At 54.9% G+C, this 17,437-nt stretch carries 12 protein-coding genes and 3 pseudogenes; 1 reads left to right on the forward strand and 14 read right to left on the reverse strand.

Features of this window, described 5'->3' with window-relative positions:
* Positions 1 to 59: 59 nt before the first annotated feature.
* Positions 60 to 911 (reverse strand): MATE family efflux transporter, encoded by an 852-nt coding sequence (locus tag OKW26_RS07980; protein WP_429354194.1) that lies wholly within the window; start codon positions 909 to 911, stop codon positions 60 to 62.
* Positions 912 to 1,444: pseudogene (locus OKW26_RS07985) on the reverse strand (MATE family efflux transporter); the annotation flags it as partial.
* 787 nt (positions 1,445 to 2,231) lie between these two features.
* Here OKW26_RS07985 and OKW26_RS07990 point away from each other — a divergent pair.
* A complete protein-coding gene (locus OKW26_RS07990; protein WP_429353202.1) occupies positions 2,232 to 2,576 on the forward strand; it encodes a hypothetical protein in 345 nt (114 codons plus the stop codon).
* A 643-nt stretch (positions 2,577 to 3,219) separates the two neighbouring features.
* Here the strand turns inward: OKW26_RS07990 and OKW26_RS07995 are convergent.
* The 12 genes and pseudogenes from OKW26_RS07995 to OKW26_RS08050 form a co-directional block, all read right to left on the reverse strand.
* Positions 3,220 to 3,435: pseudogene (locus OKW26_RS07995) on the reverse strand (LysR family transcriptional regulator); the annotation flags it as partial.
* Positions 3,436 to 3,962: 527 nt separating this feature from the next.
* A complete protein-coding gene (locus OKW26_RS08000) occupies positions 3,963 to 4,550 on the reverse strand; it encodes a TetR/AcrR family transcriptional regulator (RefSeq protein ID WP_429353203.1) in 588 nt (195 codons plus the stop codon).
* Positions 4,551 to 5,132: 582 nt separating this feature from the next.
* Positions 5,133 to 6,292: pseudogene (locus tag OKW26_RS08005) on the reverse strand (IS30 family transposase).
* A 29-nt stretch (positions 6,293 to 6,321) separates the two neighbouring features.
* The gene (locus OKW26_RS08010; RefSeq protein ID WP_429353204.1) at positions 6,322 to 6,744 is read right to left on the reverse strand and encodes a MarR family winged helix-turn-helix transcriptional regulator; all 423 of its coding nucleotides are present in this window, start codon (positions 6,742 to 6,744) and stop codon (positions 6,322 to 6,324) included.
* A 199-nt stretch (positions 6,745 to 6,943) separates the two neighbouring features.
* Positions 6,944 to 7,204, reverse strand: coding sequence for a DUF1272 domain-containing protein (locus OKW26_RS08015; RefSeq protein ID WP_429353205.1), 261 nt, complete (start codon positions 7,202 to 7,204; stop codon positions 6,944 to 6,946).
* A 220-nt stretch (positions 7,205 to 7,424) separates the two neighbouring features.
* Positions 7,425 to 8,234 carry an isocitrate lyase/PEP mutase family protein gene (locus OKW26_RS08020; RefSeq protein WP_429353206.1) on the reverse strand — a complete coding sequence of 270 codons (810 nt, stop codon included), beginning with the start codon at positions 8,232 to 8,234 and terminating at the stop codon, positions 7,425 to 7,427.
* A gap of 364 nt (positions 8,235 to 8,598) precedes the next feature.
* Positions 8,599 to 9,780, reverse strand: coding sequence for an MFS transporter (locus tag OKW26_RS08025; protein WP_429353207.1), 1,182 nt, complete (start codon positions 9,778 to 9,780; stop codon positions 8,599 to 8,601).
* Positions 9,781 to 10,273: 493 nt separating this feature from the next.
* Positions 10,274 to 10,633, reverse strand: coding sequence for a hypothetical protein (locus OKW26_RS08030; protein ID WP_429353208.1), 360 nt, complete (start codon positions 10,631 to 10,633; stop codon positions 10,274 to 10,276).
* Positions 10,634 to 10,863: 230 nt separating this feature from the next.
* Positions 10,864 to 12,342 carry an efflux transporter outer membrane subunit gene (locus OKW26_RS08035; RefSeq protein WP_429353209.1) on the reverse strand — a complete coding sequence of 493 codons (1,479 nt, stop codon included), beginning with the start codon at positions 12,340 to 12,342 and terminating at the stop codon, positions 10,864 to 10,866.
* Complete coding sequence (locus OKW26_RS08040; RefSeq protein WP_429353210.1) at positions 12,339 to 15,530, reverse strand: efflux RND transporter permease subunit; 3,192 nt, start codon at positions 15,528 to 15,530, stop codon at positions 12,339 to 12,341. Before OKW26_RS08040 ends, OKW26_RS08035 begins: the two co-directional genes overlap by 4 nt.
* Positions 15,527 to 16,777, reverse strand: coding sequence for an efflux RND transporter periplasmic adaptor subunit (locus tag OKW26_RS08045; protein ID WP_429353211.1), 1,251 nt, complete (start codon positions 16,775 to 16,777; stop codon positions 15,527 to 15,529). Before OKW26_RS08045 ends, OKW26_RS08040 begins: the two co-directional genes overlap by 4 nt.
* A gap of 318 nt (positions 16,778 to 17,095) precedes the next feature.
* Positions 17,096 to 17,380 (reverse strand): hypothetical protein, encoded by a 285-nt coding sequence (locus OKW26_RS08050; RefSeq protein ID WP_429353212.1) that lies wholly within the window; start codon positions 17,378 to 17,380, stop codon positions 17,096 to 17,098.
* Positions 17,381 to 17,437 lie beyond the last annotated feature (57 nt).

A 17,437-nucleotide genomic window follows, 5' to 3' on the forward strand; every position in this document is an offset into this window, starting at 1 on the left:
GTCGCTTTCATCAAGGGGGAGTGCCGCAGGATTGATGCGTTCAGATTCTGTCGAATGTATTAACGGTCAAACCAGCTACCGGACGCAACCGACCAGAAGACGGTGACGCCGTAGACAAACATCGCGGCAGCACCTATCGAGAAGAACAATGTTAGCGAGCCAGTGAGAGCAAGGGCAATCGACCCGACTCCGATATACAGTGCGAGTCGTAGCGCCCCTCCGATAAGCGGCCACTTTAGACGACCAGCGCCTTGTGCTGCGAAATACAGCGAAAAGCCAAGCCCCATGAAGCCATAGAATGGCCCAACGATACGCAGATAGGTTGAACCGGTATGTAGCATCTGTTCGTCCGTTCCGAACAAGCTCAACCAGGCATGAGGCCAGATGGCGGCAGTTACGCCAACGAGTTCCGATAGTGCAGCGGCCATCGCTCCGCCGACCATCCCGATGCGTCGGGAGCGTTCAAGATGCCCAGCGCCAATATTTGCGCCTACAAGAGCAACCATAGGTGCTCCAAGGCCAAAGCAGAGGGGCATCAGCAGGTACTCCAGGCGGGCAGCCGTTGCGTAACCAGCGAGGGCGGCTGTTCCAGCGTGAGCGCTGATTATGGCACTCACGAGTGCGATGAGTGAATTCGTCAGAATTGGGTTCAAGCAGGCGAGTCCGCCGACGGTCAAGATACGACGCATCGGGGCCCATTGAATCCTGCCGCGTTGGAGCGTCGCCGCATTTCGGCCGCTCGCACAGTACCAACCAAGAAGGAGCGCTCCGGCCGCATAGTACGCGATGAGCGCCCACGCGCCACCCGCTACGCCTAGATGTGGGAACGGTCCGAAGCCAAATATCAGAGCTGGTGAAAGCGGAATCAGGAGTACCGCTCCCCCGCAAATCACAGTACCAGGGACGATCATGTTGCCCGTCCCTCGTATGACGCTCGCGAAGGCGTTCATTGCCCACATCAGAGGCAGGCCGGCCAGCATTACGTGCCCGTAGGTAGTCGCTGCATCCAGTGCAGGCCCATGGGCGCCGAGCATATGGAAGAGCGGCCAAATGAAGGCTAGGAAGATGACGGAAAAGACGATGCCAATAGCAGCGTTGAGAGCTACGGCGTGAGGAGCAGTTTCTCGACGAGCTCGGCGTCTCCTGCGCCCAGCGCGCGTGCGACGGACGATGAGATACCCCCGCCCATTGCACCTTGCGACATATTCTGCATGAGCATCAAAATTGGTACCACGACGGCGATGCCGGCGAGAACGTCAGTTCCGAGCTTTGCAAGAAACCATGTCTCGACGAGACCAGTCGATGATTGCGCCAGCATCATCAGCATATTTGACCATCCCATGCTTGCTAGCAAGGGTGCGATCGGTGCCTCAAGCATGACCCGCAGGCGCGCGTTGCCGGAAAGTGATGCGGCGGATGCAGCCTGCGGGGGTACGGTGATCATCGTGCCTCGATCGATGAGGAAGAGTAATCAGGATTATGAACACAATTCCAGATTCGCGTGTCCGTTCATATATCAATATTTTCAAATAGCTTTCCATTCTGAGGGGGCATTCTTTTGCTATGTGATCTGCTCCTATCTTGTCATTGGATCTAATTGCATGACAGGGCGTTAGCTTGCGATGCGAGGGCCCCCCGTTGACTTTCAGACCTTCGTCGGAGACGTAGCTGGCAGCGTAGCTACAATAGAAGCAGGCCATAGTAGACACTTCTCTCCGACGACGACCGAGATGTTTCATGGGTTGAGGTCTGACGATGCCCTGCTTTTCAATTCGCGTGGCTCGGGGGCGCCGCAACCAATGTGTGAAATTGCCAAGGTACGTAGCTAGATTCCACGCTAGCGTGTCATAAGTCGGATCTTCGTCATGTGCGCGCGCGAGCCGCTTCCAGATCCAGTTCTCGGTCGACGCTTAACAGCCTCTCGCAGGGCGTAGACTTCTCATAATTGTGTATATACACAAAATTATGTGCATATATTTCCCATTGTTCATGCGGGTTCTCTGCAATTGGACCATCGCGTTGCGCGACATCAAGGAGTACATCTGCTATGGTCGATGTCTGATGAGACGGGATTATGACTGAACGCTACATGTGTAGTTACTCAAAGCGGGGTGCTTCAGATGGATTGCCACGGCGATTCGGGAAGATAGGGGGATCAGTAGTGGGGAAGAGCGAAGTGGATGTAGTAATTAGTTACCCATGTTAAACGAAGTGATGAAAATGATACGACTATGAGAAATCAAGTAAACAGACTGAGGACCGGTCAGGAGGTCGATGACCAACAGGATTACTCGGAGTACACGGACTTTATTGACAGGAGCGTATGCGATTTGGCGGAGTCGAAGATTGTTTTGGCCATTTCGACCGGAAGAAACGTAGAGCAGGCGCGATTGCGAGTCTATGGACAAGATTCGAGCGCGACGCTCGTAGCGATGGCCGTAGTGGATGGGGTCTTGGTTGACGAAATTGTGGGGCCGGTAGCATGTTACGAAATCATGGCTAAAGTTTTGGACGTGGATGATTTTGAATTTAAAAATTGTTTCCATATGAAAAACAATCGAAATGACGATTTGTAAGCCTAAGAAACCGTCAAGATGCTAGGCGCTGGTATCGTGAATTGCTTTGCGCTGTGGCGGAACGAAACAACTACGGAAGTACTTGCTGGACATTCAACACCTGAAGCAAATGGAGAAGCATCAATGCGATATATCCGACCTGACCGCGAGAATCCGGCTGTGCGCCAGCGTGACATGTACGATAGGTGGCCGCAACAAAATGTGAATGGACCATTTAATTCTTGGGCCGATCGACTGTATTTGCCGAGCGAACAGATACCATGGGGAGCTATCTTCAATTCAGTGGGAAGCTTCCTGAGCGCATCGATGCACTCGCGGCACTTATGACGGCGAAGCCTCCCTTGGCGTGGTCTCAGCTGCGAAGCTGAATGCCGAAATCCGACCGGTCATGCTCGAATACAAATGAATCGCATGGTGATTCTGCAATTCATCTGGGTCGCGGGATCACCGTGTCGGGCAAGATACGCAGGACTGACGGCTGTTAGCATATCGATTTGGGCTAGTGGCTATGCAATCCACAGTTGTTTGGGCAAGGTTTGCCTGCTCATCTGCGAAACTGATCGCGAGATCAATGTCGGGATATCGATTCCTGAATTCCACAACCTAAGGAGCGACAATATGGCGGCCGGTTGCGCTAGGCATATCAACCCGCAGTTGGCCCCCGTGGATCTCTGCCGACGGTCGTTAATGTAGATTCACTTTCTTCGATTTCTAACAGGATGCGAGTGCATAGCTCATAGTACTGAGCTCCTTCTAGGGTGAGGTGCAATCGACGAGTGGTCCGCTCTATCAGATTAACCTTGAGACGAGCTTCTTGATTCTTGATCGTGGTCGTGGCAGACGCACGAGGCATGCCAAGCGCGTCTGCAGCTCAAGAGAAGCTGCTCATCTCGACGACCGTGATGAAGATACGCATTGCCTGAAGCCGTTCCATACCATTTCCTAGATGATGCTAGGTCTACATCTCTGATTATCCTGTCGCATTGATGTGGCTCATTGTTTAGACCCAATCGAATTGATTCTGGACTATAACCACTTATCAGAATGCCTGGGATGGTGTGGTCTCGGCGACAGCGCGTCACATGGAGAGGACAGGCCCGTTCTCGACTGCGCATTGACAGTTCGTAACCCGAGTGGAGGTTAGAGACGCGGACCGGGGTGCACGGCTGCAAGGCTGGTTCGCCGTTGCATCGGCTGATGTGTTGGTAGGTGGCAGCGCGGGGTATCGGGGACGAGGATCGTTCTGATCAGAAGCGACGCGGGAGAGCCTTTCTGCACCGAATTACGGCGTACTGGTTGACGAAACGCACTCGATGGCTATGAAAAAGCCTTTCTGTGTAGTTACACAGAAAGGCTGGCAATTTTGCCCTCCAAAACGCCTTCGGGCTAGGCTGTGGCGGATTCCGGTTTTTTCACTGGGAAGAGGGATATCAACTCGGCTGCAACGCTGCTGAGAATCTGGCGTGACAGCTTGGGATCTGGAACGGCTCTAGACAGGCCCAATGCGCCGATATAAGCGCTATAAATCAATATCGCCTTCGCGCGACGGTTGCCTTTCGTTCCTTCCGGAATCTGGCTTTCAAGAAGTTTCAGGCTGCGTTCAAGGCGTTGAGTATAGACCTCACGGACGTCATCACTGCTGCGTGCTGCATCATTAACAAGCGCAGACAACGGACAGCCGCTATCGATCTCATCGCGATGTTCTTCTGACAGATACGCCTGAATGCTTTTTTTCAGCGTCGGCTGACTTGTCAAAACCGACCTGTCCATCTCTTGGCACGCGGCGGCCAGCGCTTCCACCACGAGTTCATCACGTGCTGCAAAGTGCTTGTAGAAACCGCCAACCGTCAGCCCTGCTTCTTTCATGATGTCTGCGACGCTGACTCCTTCCAGACCGAGCTCGCGGAAGCGCCGAGCAGCAACGTCGACTATTCGTTGGTGGCTCTCGGCCTTTTCCGCTTGGGAATAGCCCATGATGCATCCTCTCTTATGCGAAGATTGCTGTAGAAAATGACCGTAATCCACATTGTGGACAAGATTTTTGCTGGCTAGCAATAATGTAACAGTTTCGCGGCGGTCAAATGATAATTAGGGGCATATCATCACGCGATTTGCGCCAGTAAGTATTATAAGTGGTTGAGCAAAAGGCCTTCACGCTTTCACAAGGGTGAGGGTTTTCGGGAGGCCTTTGAGGCCTTAAGCCGTGACAGTCTCGGCTTTTGCCACGGTGTTCCGAAAGATGAGGCGACGGGATTGATGGCAGACATGCAACAAATGAAACCATCAAGTGGTTGGTTATGATTGCGGTGCTACAGGCCGCTGTCGATGACGACCACGTCGGAAAGTGCTTGAATTGCGCCTAGCTTGCTTGGGGTTGCAGGTATTTCACTGCACTCCGCGCTGACTGGATCGCCGCGAGTCAGCGCCTTCTTGTAGACACGCCGCGCTTTGCTGGAACGTTCGGTTCAGTGTTCGTTGGCATGCGTCAGGACATTTCTTGACTAGTCTGCTCCGGCGCTCCAGGTAGGGCGTCGGTGACTGAAAGACAAGGCGGATTCAACCGGTCGATGCAATAGTTTGCTGGAACCGTTCAGCCGGCGTTTCGTAATTCAGTGTCTTCCTCGGACGCTCATTCAGCCTCCTTGCCACAGCGTTGAATTTGGCCTGCGAGTAGACCGACAGGTCGATGCCTTTCGGGAAGTACTGTCTCAGCAGGCCGTTGGTATTTTCATTCGAACCGCGTTGCCAGGGGTGTTTCGGATCGCAGAAGTACACGGCGATGTCAGTGGCAATGGTGAACTGCTTGTGGTTCGCCATCTCTGTTCCCCGATCCCAGGTAAGCGATTTATAGAGTTCGTGCGGGGGCTTGCTGGCATGTTTGATCAGCGCATTGACTACCGTCTCACTGTCCTTGCTGGTGATCTTCACCAGCATTACATAACGCGTCTGGCGCTCTACAAGTGTTGCAATCTGGCTACCGCCACTGCCACACAGGAGACCGCCTTCCCAGTGTCCCGGCACCGCGCGGTCTTCCACTGTGGCAGGCCGTTCGCTGATTGATATCGCGTCGCGGATCCTGCCGTGATCGTCCGTCTTCTGCGTGTGATGCCGCGAGCGACGCATGGCTCGGGTGCGCCGTAAATGTTCCAGCAGCTCTTTCTTCAGGTCACCCCGTGCCTGAATGAAGAGACTGCGGTAGATCGTCTCGTGTGACACGTGGTGATCCTTGTCGCGCGGCCAGGCGCGTTTTAGCCATCCAGCAATCTGCTGAGGCGACCACTGCAACTGGAGCTTGTCGGCAACGATATGAGCCAGCACCCGATGCCTGACAAGTTTGCAGACCTTGGGCCGGGCGCCCGTTCCCATGCAAGCTGGGCCGCATCGCTCGCCCTGTAGCCTTTCTCTCCACTGTTGCGCTTGACCTCGCGACAGATCGTGGAAGGCGATCGCGACAGTCGCCGTGCGATTGACTGAATCGAGTCGCCCGCCACGAGGCCTCTTGAGGTCTCCTCGGGCTCAGCAAGTGTTAGCGCCAGCCTCGATCGTCGTCGTGGCGCGGGCTGGATTCCTCCAGTTTGCGCCAGAATTCCCTCTACCGACGAATGATTGCGATCAAAAAGCTCGGCGATATGCTGCAGCGACTCGCCTGCGCGCCACCGCTCCCACATCAACGCTTTCTGGGCCTCGCTGTAATAGATCCGGCGTCGCTGTTTCATCTGCAACACTCCCACTGCCTGAGCAGCTTCTAGTGTGTTGCATCCACCGGTTGAATCCGCCAATCGAAGCAGACGTTGGGAAGCTTGGATTGCTCGAACAATCCTTCAATTTCGGCTTCCGCCGAGGAGATGCAGGCAGCAGATGAATCTAACCTTTGCCTGCCGTCGTCGGTGAGTTGAAACAGCAGCCGCTTTTTATGTGCAGGGTCGGCCGTCGCCCGGAGGAGCTGCTGCTTTATCAAGGGCTGCAGCGTCCGTTGTACAGCGGACCGTTCCGCCATCAGGTCGTTCGTCACGTCTTGGAGCGTAACGGGGCCGAGCCGTCCAACCGCTTCAAGGATTCCATGTTGGCTGGCACTAAGGGAGACGTTCGCCAAGTGTCTATTGTATACGCGCGATATGTAGCGGGCTGTGCGCATGAAGACCAAGCCGTGTGTTTCATCCTTTAGCATTTTCTACCGCCAATCAAATATGTAACCAAGAGCGTACGAAGCTCGAAAGCACAGTGCGCACAGAGTGCATACTGTGTTCGTTGAAGCCTCGAGTAAATCGAGTGAGAAACGTCTATGAAGTCCCTGCTTTGAAGGCAGAGACTTCGTCGGGCCTTTCGATATTTAGCCGACTAAACTCTCCGGTGACGCAGAGTGCGGCTCATCCTGCGTGACTTGCACCACGTGTCTTGCAATCTGCGTTGAAGACGCGTTCTGTAGATGCTGGATTTTTCGCCAACTTTGCGGCCGGACGTCGTGGCCGGGCAACCAGCTCACCACCGCAATTTGGACATATGCCCCCTAGCACATTTTCCGTGCAATCACGGCAAAATGTGCATTCAAATGAGCAAATTCGTGCATCTGGCGATTCGGGCGGTAGGTCCTTGTCGCAACACTCGCACCCAGGGCGGAGTTGTAGCATGTTCGCGCTCCTCAACCAAGAATCGATTTATCTTCAAAACAACGACAACTATTACTCATTCTCTTAACGCGACTGGAGATGAGTCGTTCGTGACGTATTAGCGTGACGCATGTCTAGGGCCCTGCGTCTGATCTAGTATTCATCACGCCATGCCAGAATGCCTCGTATCGAAACCGGTAGTCGGCTAGTACGTCAGAATCCGGGTGAAAAAGCGAGATCCTCAGTTCAGGGGAAGATTGGCGAATAGACCCTGAATTTCAGAATAGGGCAGACCGTTGCTAAGGTTCCCGGACTGTCCGTGTTGTAGGAAGTCCTCCGCAAGTGTCTTCGCTTGAGCAAGAATGATTTGCGAAATCGCTCCTCCTGCGCTTAGTCTGCGAACTCCGAGTTTCCCGAGCGTCGCAGCGTCTGCGAGACCAGGAATTGCCATAACATTTAGCGGCAAACGAATCGTTTTGACTACTGCTTCGATGTCAGACGGAGCTTGGATCGCAGGAAGGAACAAACCGTCTGCACCTGCTGATGTGTACAGTTCACTGCGCGCAATCGACTCTGCGGATTGCTTCGGCTTCTCTACGAGGTTCGCCAGAAACACGTCGCAACGTGCATTGATGAAGAGATCTGCTCCAGAATTCACAACTGCGCTATGGATTGCTTCGATTTTCGACGCGAGGAGCGAGGGGGCATCCGATCCATCTTCGATGTTGATGCCTGCAATGCCGAGGTCAACCAGTTGCATTACGTTTTCTGCAACGGTTGCGGCGTCATCGGAATAGCCATTTTCAATGTCGACTGAAAGAGGAACCTTCAGCACTCGAATGATTCGCCTGACAGAGGCGATAACTTCCTGCATCGGCAGCTGCCGGCCGTCCTGATAGCCCAGTGCCCATGCGAAACCAGCGCTTGTTGTCGCTATTGCCGTCGCTCCAAGAGACTCGACGAGCCGAGCACTCCCAGCATCCCAGACGTTCGGTAGTCGAAGAGGCGTTGTGTTGTCGTGCAACTTACGGAATTCGTCAACGATAGACATACTTTTCTCCCTGCGTCGAAATTGAGAGGATTACGTCGCTGCTATGCTTGTTGCGTCGTGAACCCGTAGCTGATTCCTGCACGGCATGTAACGAGTTCAAATGTGGTGATAGTGGAAATCATTGCGCCGAGGCTAGAAGCCAATCTATGGCTGCCGACGCATAAGGAGATACCGGCAATTACGCCACGTCACATCACATTTAACAATTAGACTAAGGTATCAATTCCTCATGTTCCGGCCGCATTACGTCGTTTCAGTCACCACTATTGGCTGTAAGGCGAACGATGTTTCAGCAAGGTTAAGGCTGCAGTCCAGCCTCCCAACACGTCTTAAGTTAACGAGTGTCTTGGGCACGAGGTGCTACTTATGCCGCGACAGCGCTCTTAACGGCCGTGGCTTTTGCGACAGCGTTAATCCGATGGCTGGCTAGCTCTGAGATGCCGAGTGCGACGACGACCAAGGCGCTGGCCAGATAGCCCAAGTTATGGCTCCCGATGACTGGGATCATTGCTGCACCGACGGCACCCGCAATTGACACGCCAACATATGTCGCCGACGTGTTCAGGCCAACAAGTACAGCGGTCATCGGAGGATTCAGGCTAGCGAGGCGGTACTGCTGCGGTACAAGTACGCCCCAGCAACAGGCTCCCCAAATGGTGACCACAATCGCCGCGCTCCAGAGGTGCCCGCTGGTCAACGGCATTGTGAGGATAGTGGCCGCTACTGCGATGAGCATCCCGACGACAACCCTACGGGAACCGATCTTGTCTAGCACGCGACCAGTCATCAGATTCGAGACGGTCCCAGCCAGGCCCCAAAGCACAAGCAGTCCGCCCATTACAGTCGGGTTGTTATGCGTAGCATGTTCAAAAACGACCGAGAAGTAACAGAAGATGATGAAGGTACCAATCTGAGCTAGCACTGTGGTGGCTAACGTCAGTCCAACACGTGCGTCGGCGAGTGGTGCAAGGCGCTTGGATAGCGAGATAGCCGGCGGCGGTGCAACGTCTGGCATGAACATCCAGATTCCGATGAAAGCAGCACTGCCTAGCGCTGCTACAAAGACCATCGTCCAGTGCCAGCTTGCTAGACCTCCAATGATGGCGCCCATAGGAGAACCGAGCGCGGTGGCCGTAGTCAGCCCTGCCACGATAATGGACAGAGCGTATCCGCGACGTTCGGGTGCGACAAGCATTGCGCCCGTGCCGCTGGCTGTTGGCGAAAATGCTGCTGCGCCGACGCCAGCCAGGATGCGAGTCACGATCGCGATACCGAGCGTCGGTGCGACAATCGTCGCAAGATTGGCAACGACGAAGAGTCCGATGCCAGTGAGGAGCAGGCGTTTGCGGGACACTTCTGCCGCGAGCGCGGCGATCGTTGGGCCCAGCAGGGCGTAGGTCAAAGCATAGGCGGTGATTAGCTGACCAGCTGCCCCGATGCTCGTATGAAACGAATGTGAAATTTCCGGCAGGATGCCGGCGAAAACGAAGCTGTCAGTGCCCAGCGCGAACATACCTAACGCCAGTGTCAAGAGACGGCGATCCATATCAGTTCCTTTAGATGAACGCTAGTTGCGTGACAAAACTATAAAGAAGCTAGCACTTTTGCACTACTGGACGGAACTGGGAATCTGTTCGCCGAAAGTTGGGGAATTGAGCTGTGGTTTGCTCAAATGGAGGATTCCCGCGACGGTGAGTCGAAGTATCTAGTGAGAAAGGGCGATGGGAGAGTCTCTGAACTCAACCCAATGCTCGCCGAAGGTGGGAGTGTTGCTTCTGACGCGGACTCTCGCAACGGAGCAACGTTGCGCCCGTGTACGACAACGGGTACTTTAATGATATTGATTGTGATGTTGCACAATTAACCTGATGCACCAAAACACATGATGGGACTGTGCACAATATGACCGCGTGCTGATTACCGTCGTCGCCCGGGCTGCCCGGAGTCGACTACCGGCTTCAGTAGCAAAACGTCGGTTGCGTCTTCTTTCCGCGACCGACGTTCTAAGAAAGCTTCAAGAATAGACTGCATGAGGCGTATCAGCTTAAGTGCTGGCTGCGCAAAGCTGGTGGCAACGGATGGCGTGAACCGGAGAACGACGACGCCAACGGTGTGTTCGGACCGCTAGCTAGCTTCGCCCAGGCCTTCATCTGCGCGATGGGATCTTCACTTTCTACTACGTCGTATCCTGCGCTCGTCAAGCGGTACTCTGCGGCCGTTGTGCATTCCGTAACCAACCCCATGTCTTTCAGCAAGGCGAGGTGGAGCCTAACTTCCTGCCAGCTATGTCCCTCAGCTTGCGCCACACCATTTTCAATGTCCTTACAACATTGCGTTGGGTTCTTATGGCTCTCCATAAAAACAAGTATCGATTTGAGAAGCTCGCTGTTCCTGCGCATTTTCATCTCCGCTATGACTGTGTGGACTTTCAGATTAACAGCCTTGAGTCAAAGGTGCTCAAACCTGACGGAAAAATCTCTCCGAATCAGGGAAATCACTAGATTATGCGTGTACTCCAGATGAAATTTTCGAGATTGCACTCCGTGGGGCCCGCTGAAAGGATTGTTGGAGGCCGAGCGTTGCGATGACCCGCCGCTACATGAAGCCTAACGGCGGGCGGTTTCGGGACTCACTCCGTCTGGGCGACCTGCTGCTGTGGTGCATCCCACCCGCCACCAAGTGCGCGGAACGTCCTGACGGCTGCTCGCGCCGCGTCCGCCCTCGTTGCGTCGAGATCGTCGCGCGCTACGAGAAGCTGCCTGTCGGCGTCGAGCACATCGGTCAGCGTGATCGAGCCAGCTCGATATGCCTTCTCCGACAGGTCCCGTGCCCTCGTCAATGAGGTGACCTCCTCCTGTAGCTCCTGGGCGCGAATTTCCGTTTGCGAAAGTGACATAAACGCATCTTCAACGTCTTCCGTCGCGTTGAGTGCTGCTTCCTTGTACTGAGCGAGTGCTTCGGCGTAGCCACCGCGTGCCTGCTTGACCTCTGCGTCCACCTTACCAAAGTCGAATAGTCGCCATTGGATCGCACCGGTGCCCACCGGTTGGAACGACTTTGCAGTGAACAGCTTGTTGGCCGATATGCTGTCAAAGCCCAGCGCGCCGGACAATGAGATCTTGGGATAGTAATCAGCGATTGCGACCCCAATCTGCTCATTTGATGCCGCTAAGTGGCGTTCCGCCGCGATGATGTCTGGCCGCCGCCGCAGAACGTCCACAGGCTGGTCGCCCGTGCCGATGGCCGGTATATCGGGAATGATCGCGGCATTTGTTCCCAGCTCGACTGCGTACGTACCGGGCTGCGCCCCCATCAATACGTCAAGTCGGTTCAACTGCGCCTCGAGACCAACGCGAAGCAGTGGCATGACTCCACGCGCTTGGCGCAGCAACGCCTCGGCTTGTGCGACCTCACGTTCGTCGGCTGCGCCTGCCTGCTTGCGTGCCTTGACGAGTTCTAGAAGGTGCGCGTCCGTGTCGATCTGGTCTTGCGTAACTGCAAGTCTCGCCTGTAGACCTCTGATCTGCAGGTAAGCGTCCGCAGCATCCGCTGCAACGGTCACACGTGTTCCGAGTTGTTGTGCCTCTGCGGCTTGTTCCTCGTCGGTTGCCGCAGCATGGGCACGCCGGAGGCCGCCAGCCAGATCAATTTCCCAACTCGCGGTTGCCCCGACGACGTACTCCTTCTGGTCCCGGCTGTAGTTCGGGAAGGCGCTTGCCAAAGTTCCGAGCGGACTATTCGTGCTCTGGTGTAACGCCGTCGCGGATGCGCCTGCGTCAACCGTCGGCAAGAGCGCTGCACCAGCCGCCTGGGCCGCCGCCCGCGCTTGACTCACGCGTGCGATAGCGGCCTGGAGACTGAGGTTCTGGTCAAGCGCCCGCTGAACCACCTTTGCCAATTCCGGGTCATTGAACCCGGTCCACCAGCTGTCCAGTTTTGGCGCTGCCAAGGTGGTCTGTCGGTTCGCGACCGCTTCGGCATTGTGGAACGGCACCATCGACGTCTTGGGAGCGACGTAGTTAGGACCAACCGCACAACCAGCTAGCGCGGCTCCCACGATTAGACTGCCGATGATCGCCTTTGACGTCCTGGATATGAAGTGGCTCATTTTACATCTCCGCTGCTGAGTTTCCGGGGCAGAGGCGACATGTCCTTGATACCGAGCTTACGAACAAACGCGTAGAACGCCGGCGTGAACGCGAGACCAAAGATAGTCACACCGAGCATGCCAAAGAAGACCGTGGTTCCTAGTGATTGCCGCATTTCCGACCCCGCGCCGCTGGCTATGGCGAGCGGTGCAACACCTGCAATGAAGGCGAGTGAAGTCATCAGGATCGGGCGCAGACGGACGTGGGCGGCATGCACTGCTGCGTCCTCCGCGCTCACACCGTCCTCCTCCTGACGTTGCTTCGCAAATTCCACAATAAGAATCGCGTTTTTCGCAGCTAGCCCAACGAGCACCACGAATCCAATTTGCGCAAGAATATCGATTGGCATGCCGCGTATGTCCAAGCCGATCGCTGCAGCAAGCAGACACATCGGGACGATCAGCACGATCGCCAGAGGAGTCTTCCAGCTTTCATACTGTGCTGCAAGCACGAGGAACACGAACAATGCCGAAGCCGCGAAAATCACAAGCGGAGACATGGTTTGCTCTTTCTGCTGGTGAGCCAAGTCCGTCCATTCGTACGAGATACCGTTGGGGAGGACTTGTTCTGCAAGCTTTTCCATGTGATCAATCGCGTCGCCGGACGAATACCCCGCGCCAGCTGCACCCATGATCTCTGCTGCAGGGTACAAGTTGTAGCGCGGCACACGATACGGTTCGGTGACGTTCTTGAACGTTGCCACGCTGCTAATTGGTACCATGTCTCCCGTAGCGTTGCGCACCTTGAGTCGCCCGATATCCTCCGGCGTCTGACGGAATGCCTCGTCGCCCTGCACTCGCACTTGATATGTGCGGCCCAAGAAGTTGAAGTCATTCACGTATTGCGAGCCAAGGTAGAGATTCATAGTAGAGAACACGTCGGTCGGAGTAAGACCAACCTTCTCTGCTTTAAGGCGATCGATATCTGTGTAGACGGACGGTGCTCCTGCGTTATAGAGTGTGAACACGCCGCCGAAAACCTTATCCTTGTTTGCCGCAGCGACAAGCGCATTGGTTGCGTTCGCTAGTGCCTGAGGGCCAAGACCACCACGGTCTTCGAGCATCAACTTAAAACCACCAGCTGAACCGAGACCTTGCACAGGCGGTGGATTCACGACGACAACCACTGCATCCTTGATAACAGATACGCGCTTTCGCAAGGTCACGAGCATCGACGCTGCATTGACTCCTGGAACGTGTTTTCCATACAGCGAAGGCAGCCCATAGAAAAGCGTCCCCACGTTTGGTGCAGTTGTACCGGTAGTTACGTCAAAGCCAGATACTGGTGATGTGTGTGTAACGCCAACCAAGCCGGGAGTCGTGAGGACGATGTCGTTGATTTCCCGAATGACCTTGTCGGTTCGTTCGAGGCTGGACCCAGGCGGAAGAAAGGCGATAATTGCCTGGTACCCGATGTCCTGATCAGGAATGAACCCCGTCGGCATCCTCGACATTTGGAAGCCAGTCGCAGCGATCAGGCCGGCATAGACGATCAGCATGACTGTCGTTGCGCGGACGAAGCGACCGGTGAGCTTTCCATATTTCGAAGACAACCACTCGAATGACGTATTGAATCGACCAAAAATAGCATGATGAAGGCGCCCAAGCGCTGTCGATCCTCCATGAGACTTCTCCATCTCATGCGGCTTAAGAAGTGCTGCACACAGAGCCGGGCTTAGCGTCAGCGAGACAAAGCACGAGATGACCGTGGACGCGGCAATCGTGATCGCAAACTGCTTGAAGAACAGACCCGCGATGCCAGACATAAGCGCGGTCGGACCAAACACCGCACACAGCGTAAGCGCGATGGCGATGATTGCCGTCGAAACTTCGTTCATCGTTTGATGAGCGGCCTCGCGTGGAGACATGCCAAGTGCCATGTTCCGCTCGACATTTTCTACAACGACGATGGCGTCGTCTACGACAATCCCGACCGCTAGGACTAGTCCGAACAATGACAAGTTATTGATCGAAGCTCCAAACAACGACAGGATGGTGAACGTGCCGATCAAAGAGACCGGGATTGCGACAACCGGGATGATTGTGGCACGCCAGTTCTGAAGGAACAGATACACCACGCCGACTACTAGCAAAACCGCGATCGCGATAGTCTTGATCACTTCGTGGATCGATTGACTGACAAACGTAGTCGGGTCATAGATCTTGATGTAATCGATGCCGGGAGGGAAGCTCTTCTTCAATTCGGCCATTTTGGCCCAGACGGAATTCTCGACTTGCACCACGTTCGCATCGGGCGTTGCAACCACGAACCATGGAGTCGACGCATAGCGATCAGCATAGGCCTTGGTGCCGTAGTCCACCGAGCCAAGTTCCACACGACCGATGTCTCGGATTCGAGTGACACGGCCCTGCGAATCAGACTTAACGATGACGTCACCAAATTGCTCGGGCGTGTTGAGACGTCCAAGCGCATCGATGTTGATCTGGTATGCGCCTGTACCCTTACTCGAGATAGGCGGCTGATTGAGCACGCCGGCCGACAGGGGAGCGTTCTGAGCGCGAAGTGCGGCAAGAATTGCGCTGGCGCTGATGTTGTACGAAGCAGCTTTGTCCGGGTCAATCCAGATTCGCATTGCGTACTGGCGCTCACCGAACAGCTGGAAGTCGGCCACGCCTGGCAGACGCGCGATCTGATCGCGAATCTTGAGCATGTAGTTGGACATATACTCAGGACTGCGGGAACCGTCAGGCGAGTAGACATGCACCCCGAGGACAAGGGCTTGGATTGTCTTCTTGACCTGGACCCCTTGCAACTGAACGTCTGTTGGCAACCGCGATAGAGTATCCTCCACGCGGCTACGGGTGAGCAGGAGGGCAGTGTCCGCGTTTGTGCCGACCTTGAAGATGACAGTGATCGTCAACTGGCCGTTGCCGGTCGATTGGCTCGAAATGTAGTCCATGTTCTCAACGCCATTGATAGACTGCTCAATAGGCGTTGCAACTGTGCGCGCGATTGTGTCGGCAGATGCACCCGGGTATGAGGTGCTTATTTGAATGGTCGTAGGAACGATATTCGGATACTGGGCGATCGGTAGGGACGTCATTGTCGCTAGGCCGATAAGAACCACGAAAATGTTGAGCACCGCCGCGAAGCGCGGATGCTCAATGAAGAAGTGGGCCATTTTCATGATTTCGCTCCAGCGTCGCCTTCATCAGACTGATACTGGATCGCTCCCGAATGTGGGGAAACCTTCGAGTCCGGACGAACTGTCGGGATTCCGTCGATAATGACCTTGTCCGTCGGTGCGAGACCTGAACGAATAACCCTAAGGCCACCACGGAGATCGCCAATATCGACCTTCCTGGCGTTCGCGACGTTATCGGAGTTGACCACATAGACCATGTGATCTGTCTGATCTGCGAGAACTGCAGCATCGGGAACGAGTAGCGCGGTTTGCGGTGCGGAAACGGCCAACCGAACGCGTGCGAAGCCTCCTGGCGTCAATGACAGATCGCCGTTGGGCACTGTGGCTCGTGCGTGAATGGTTCCGCTTGAACGGTCCAGCGTGTTGTCGATAAAGTTGAGCGTCCCTTGTCGGGTAAAGCCGGTGGCTCCAGTCGGAGAAAGGTTCACCAAATCCGCAAGGGGGCCCTTCTGTTGTTCGCGAGTTTGTTGGAACGTCGCATAGTCGTTTTCGCTAATGTCGAAATTCAAATAGATCGGATCGAGCGAAACGATCGTCGCGAGTAGCGTCGTCGGGCTGCTGGCGGCGCGGCTTCCCGAGATAAGATTGCCGACCGACACAAGGTGAGTGCCCATGCGGCCCGTGAACGGCGCGTAGATTTGGCACCGTTCGAGGTCGAATCTTGCATCGCGAATTAGCGCAGTGGCGTTGTCAACTGCTGCCTCTGCTGCGCGTTGTTCGGCGACCTTTTGGTCGACGTTCTCCACAGTGCCAGCCTCAGCGCGCTGCAACTCTTGCGCGCGGGCAAGTTCACGCGTCGCGAGATTGAGTCGGGCTTTCGCAGATGCAAGCTCTGCGTTTGCTTCGCTCAGCTTGATTTGATAGGGCTCCGGGTCGATCTCGAACAGAAGATCGCCTTTATGGACTACATCGCCATCCTTAAAGCGAATCTGCGTGAGCGTGCCACCAACCTGAGCGCGGATGTCGACCTTCTCGACTGCCGAGAACTGTCCAAGGAAGCCAAGCCTACTTTCAATACTGTGTTGCAGTGGCACGCTGATTGCGACAGAGGGTGGGGGAGGAGCCGCGACTGGTGTGGAGCCCGATTTATGCATGTAATACGCCGTTGCCGCCACGGCGACAACGACTGCTAGTGCGATGGCCTTTCCTGCCCAACGCTTGCGGACGGGATTGGGAGAGCCTATGGGAAGAGGGACATCCGCCGCGATTTGGTCCAAACGATCATTCATGGTAATCCTCAGTAAATGAAAAAGCCAAATAAGGGTCGGGGTGACATGCCGAGTCCCGCTGCTTCATACGGTGGTTATTGATAACTTGTTGTTGCACGATCACATCTTTGTCGTGGAGCGCTTCCAAACAGCCGAATCTTGCAGCCAGATCACCGTCGCCCTTTCCTGATCTGAGAGCTACATTTCTGAAATGAAATCAGGCTGTAGCTGTGGCGCCGTGACCTTTGAAACGATTCGAAATCTCGCAAGTCTTGAGTTGATTGACGACGCTAAACAGCCGCATAACTTTCTCGATACGCCGCGTCCTCAGCTGGCCGATCACTCATTTGTGCGTGCCGATGCACCTTTCTGCGGCGATGTATTGGCGGTTTTCCCATTTTGATATTTCTTGTGACGCTCTGAATAATCGTCACCAGAACCCATGAATGTCTCACGAGTGACCAGATTCTCATGACCAACGACACTAAACTTTGCTGCCTTGTTAGCTTTCAGGATGCAGCTACCACTCTCCGCGAGAAATTCGTTTCGGTTGTCGGTCCGCACCGATGCTCTATGGTGCTTGTCGAGCTTCATCTCGGGGTTACGATGGTTAAATATGAACATTTTGAAGTTCCTCAAAATCAACAAGGCATCAATGGGAAGAAATCTTATTTTCAGTTC

Source organism: Paraburkholderia sp. 32, from assembly GCF_050435345.1.
Classification (GTDB): domain Bacteria; phylum Pseudomonadota; class Gammaproteobacteria; order Burkholderiales; family Burkholderiaceae; genus Paraburkholderia; species Paraburkholderia tuberum.

What these genes read in the sequence shown, in the direction of transcription:
- OKW26_RS07980 (WP_429354194.1), bottom strand. Translation starts at nt 911, where the DNA reads ATGATCGTCCCTGGTACTGTGATTTGCGGGGGAGCGGTACTCCTGATT.
- OKW26_RS07990 (WP_429353202.1), top strand. Translation starts at nt 2,232, where the DNA reads ATGAGAAATCAAGTAAACAGACTGAGGACCGGTCAGGAGGTCGATGAC.
- OKW26_RS08000 (WP_429353203.1), bottom strand. Translation starts at nt 4,550, where the DNA reads ATGGGCTATTCCCAAGCGGAAAAGGCCGAGAGCCACCAACGAATAGTC.
- OKW26_RS08010 (WP_429353204.1), bottom strand. Translation starts at nt 6,744, where the DNA reads ATGCTAAAGGATGAAACACACGGCTTGGTCTTCATGCGCACAGCCCGC.
- OKW26_RS08015 (WP_429353205.1), bottom strand. Translation starts at nt 7,204, where the DNA reads ATGCTACAACTCCGCCCTGGGTGCGAGTGTTGCGACAAGGACCTACCG.
- OKW26_RS08020 (WP_429353206.1), bottom strand. Translation starts at nt 8,234, where the DNA reads ATGTCTATCGTTGACGAATTCCGTAAGTTGCACGACAACACAACGCCT.
- OKW26_RS08025 (WP_429353207.1), bottom strand. Translation starts at nt 9,780, where the DNA reads ATGGATCGCCGTCTCTTGACACTGGCGTTAGGTATGTTCGCGCTGGGC.
- OKW26_RS08030 (WP_429353208.1), bottom strand. Translation starts at nt 10,633, where the DNA reads ATGCGCAGGAACAGCGAGCTTCTCAAATCGATACTTGTTTTTATGGAG.
- OKW26_RS08035 (WP_429353209.1), bottom strand. Translation starts at nt 12,342, where the DNA reads ATGAGCCACTTCATATCCAGGACGTCAAAGGCGATCATCGGCAGTCTA.
- OKW26_RS08040 (WP_429353210.1), bottom strand. Translation starts at nt 15,530, where the DNA reads ATGAAAATGGCCCACTTCTTCATTGAGCATCCGCGCTTCGCGGCGGTG.
- OKW26_RS08045 (WP_429353211.1), bottom strand. Translation starts at nt 16,777, where the DNA reads ATGAATGATCGTTTGGACCAAATCGCGGCGGATGTCCCTCTTCCCATA.
- OKW26_RS08050 (WP_429353212.1), bottom strand. Translation starts at nt 17,380, where the DNA reads ATGTTCATATTTAACCATCGTAACCCCGAGATGAAGCTCGACAAGCAC.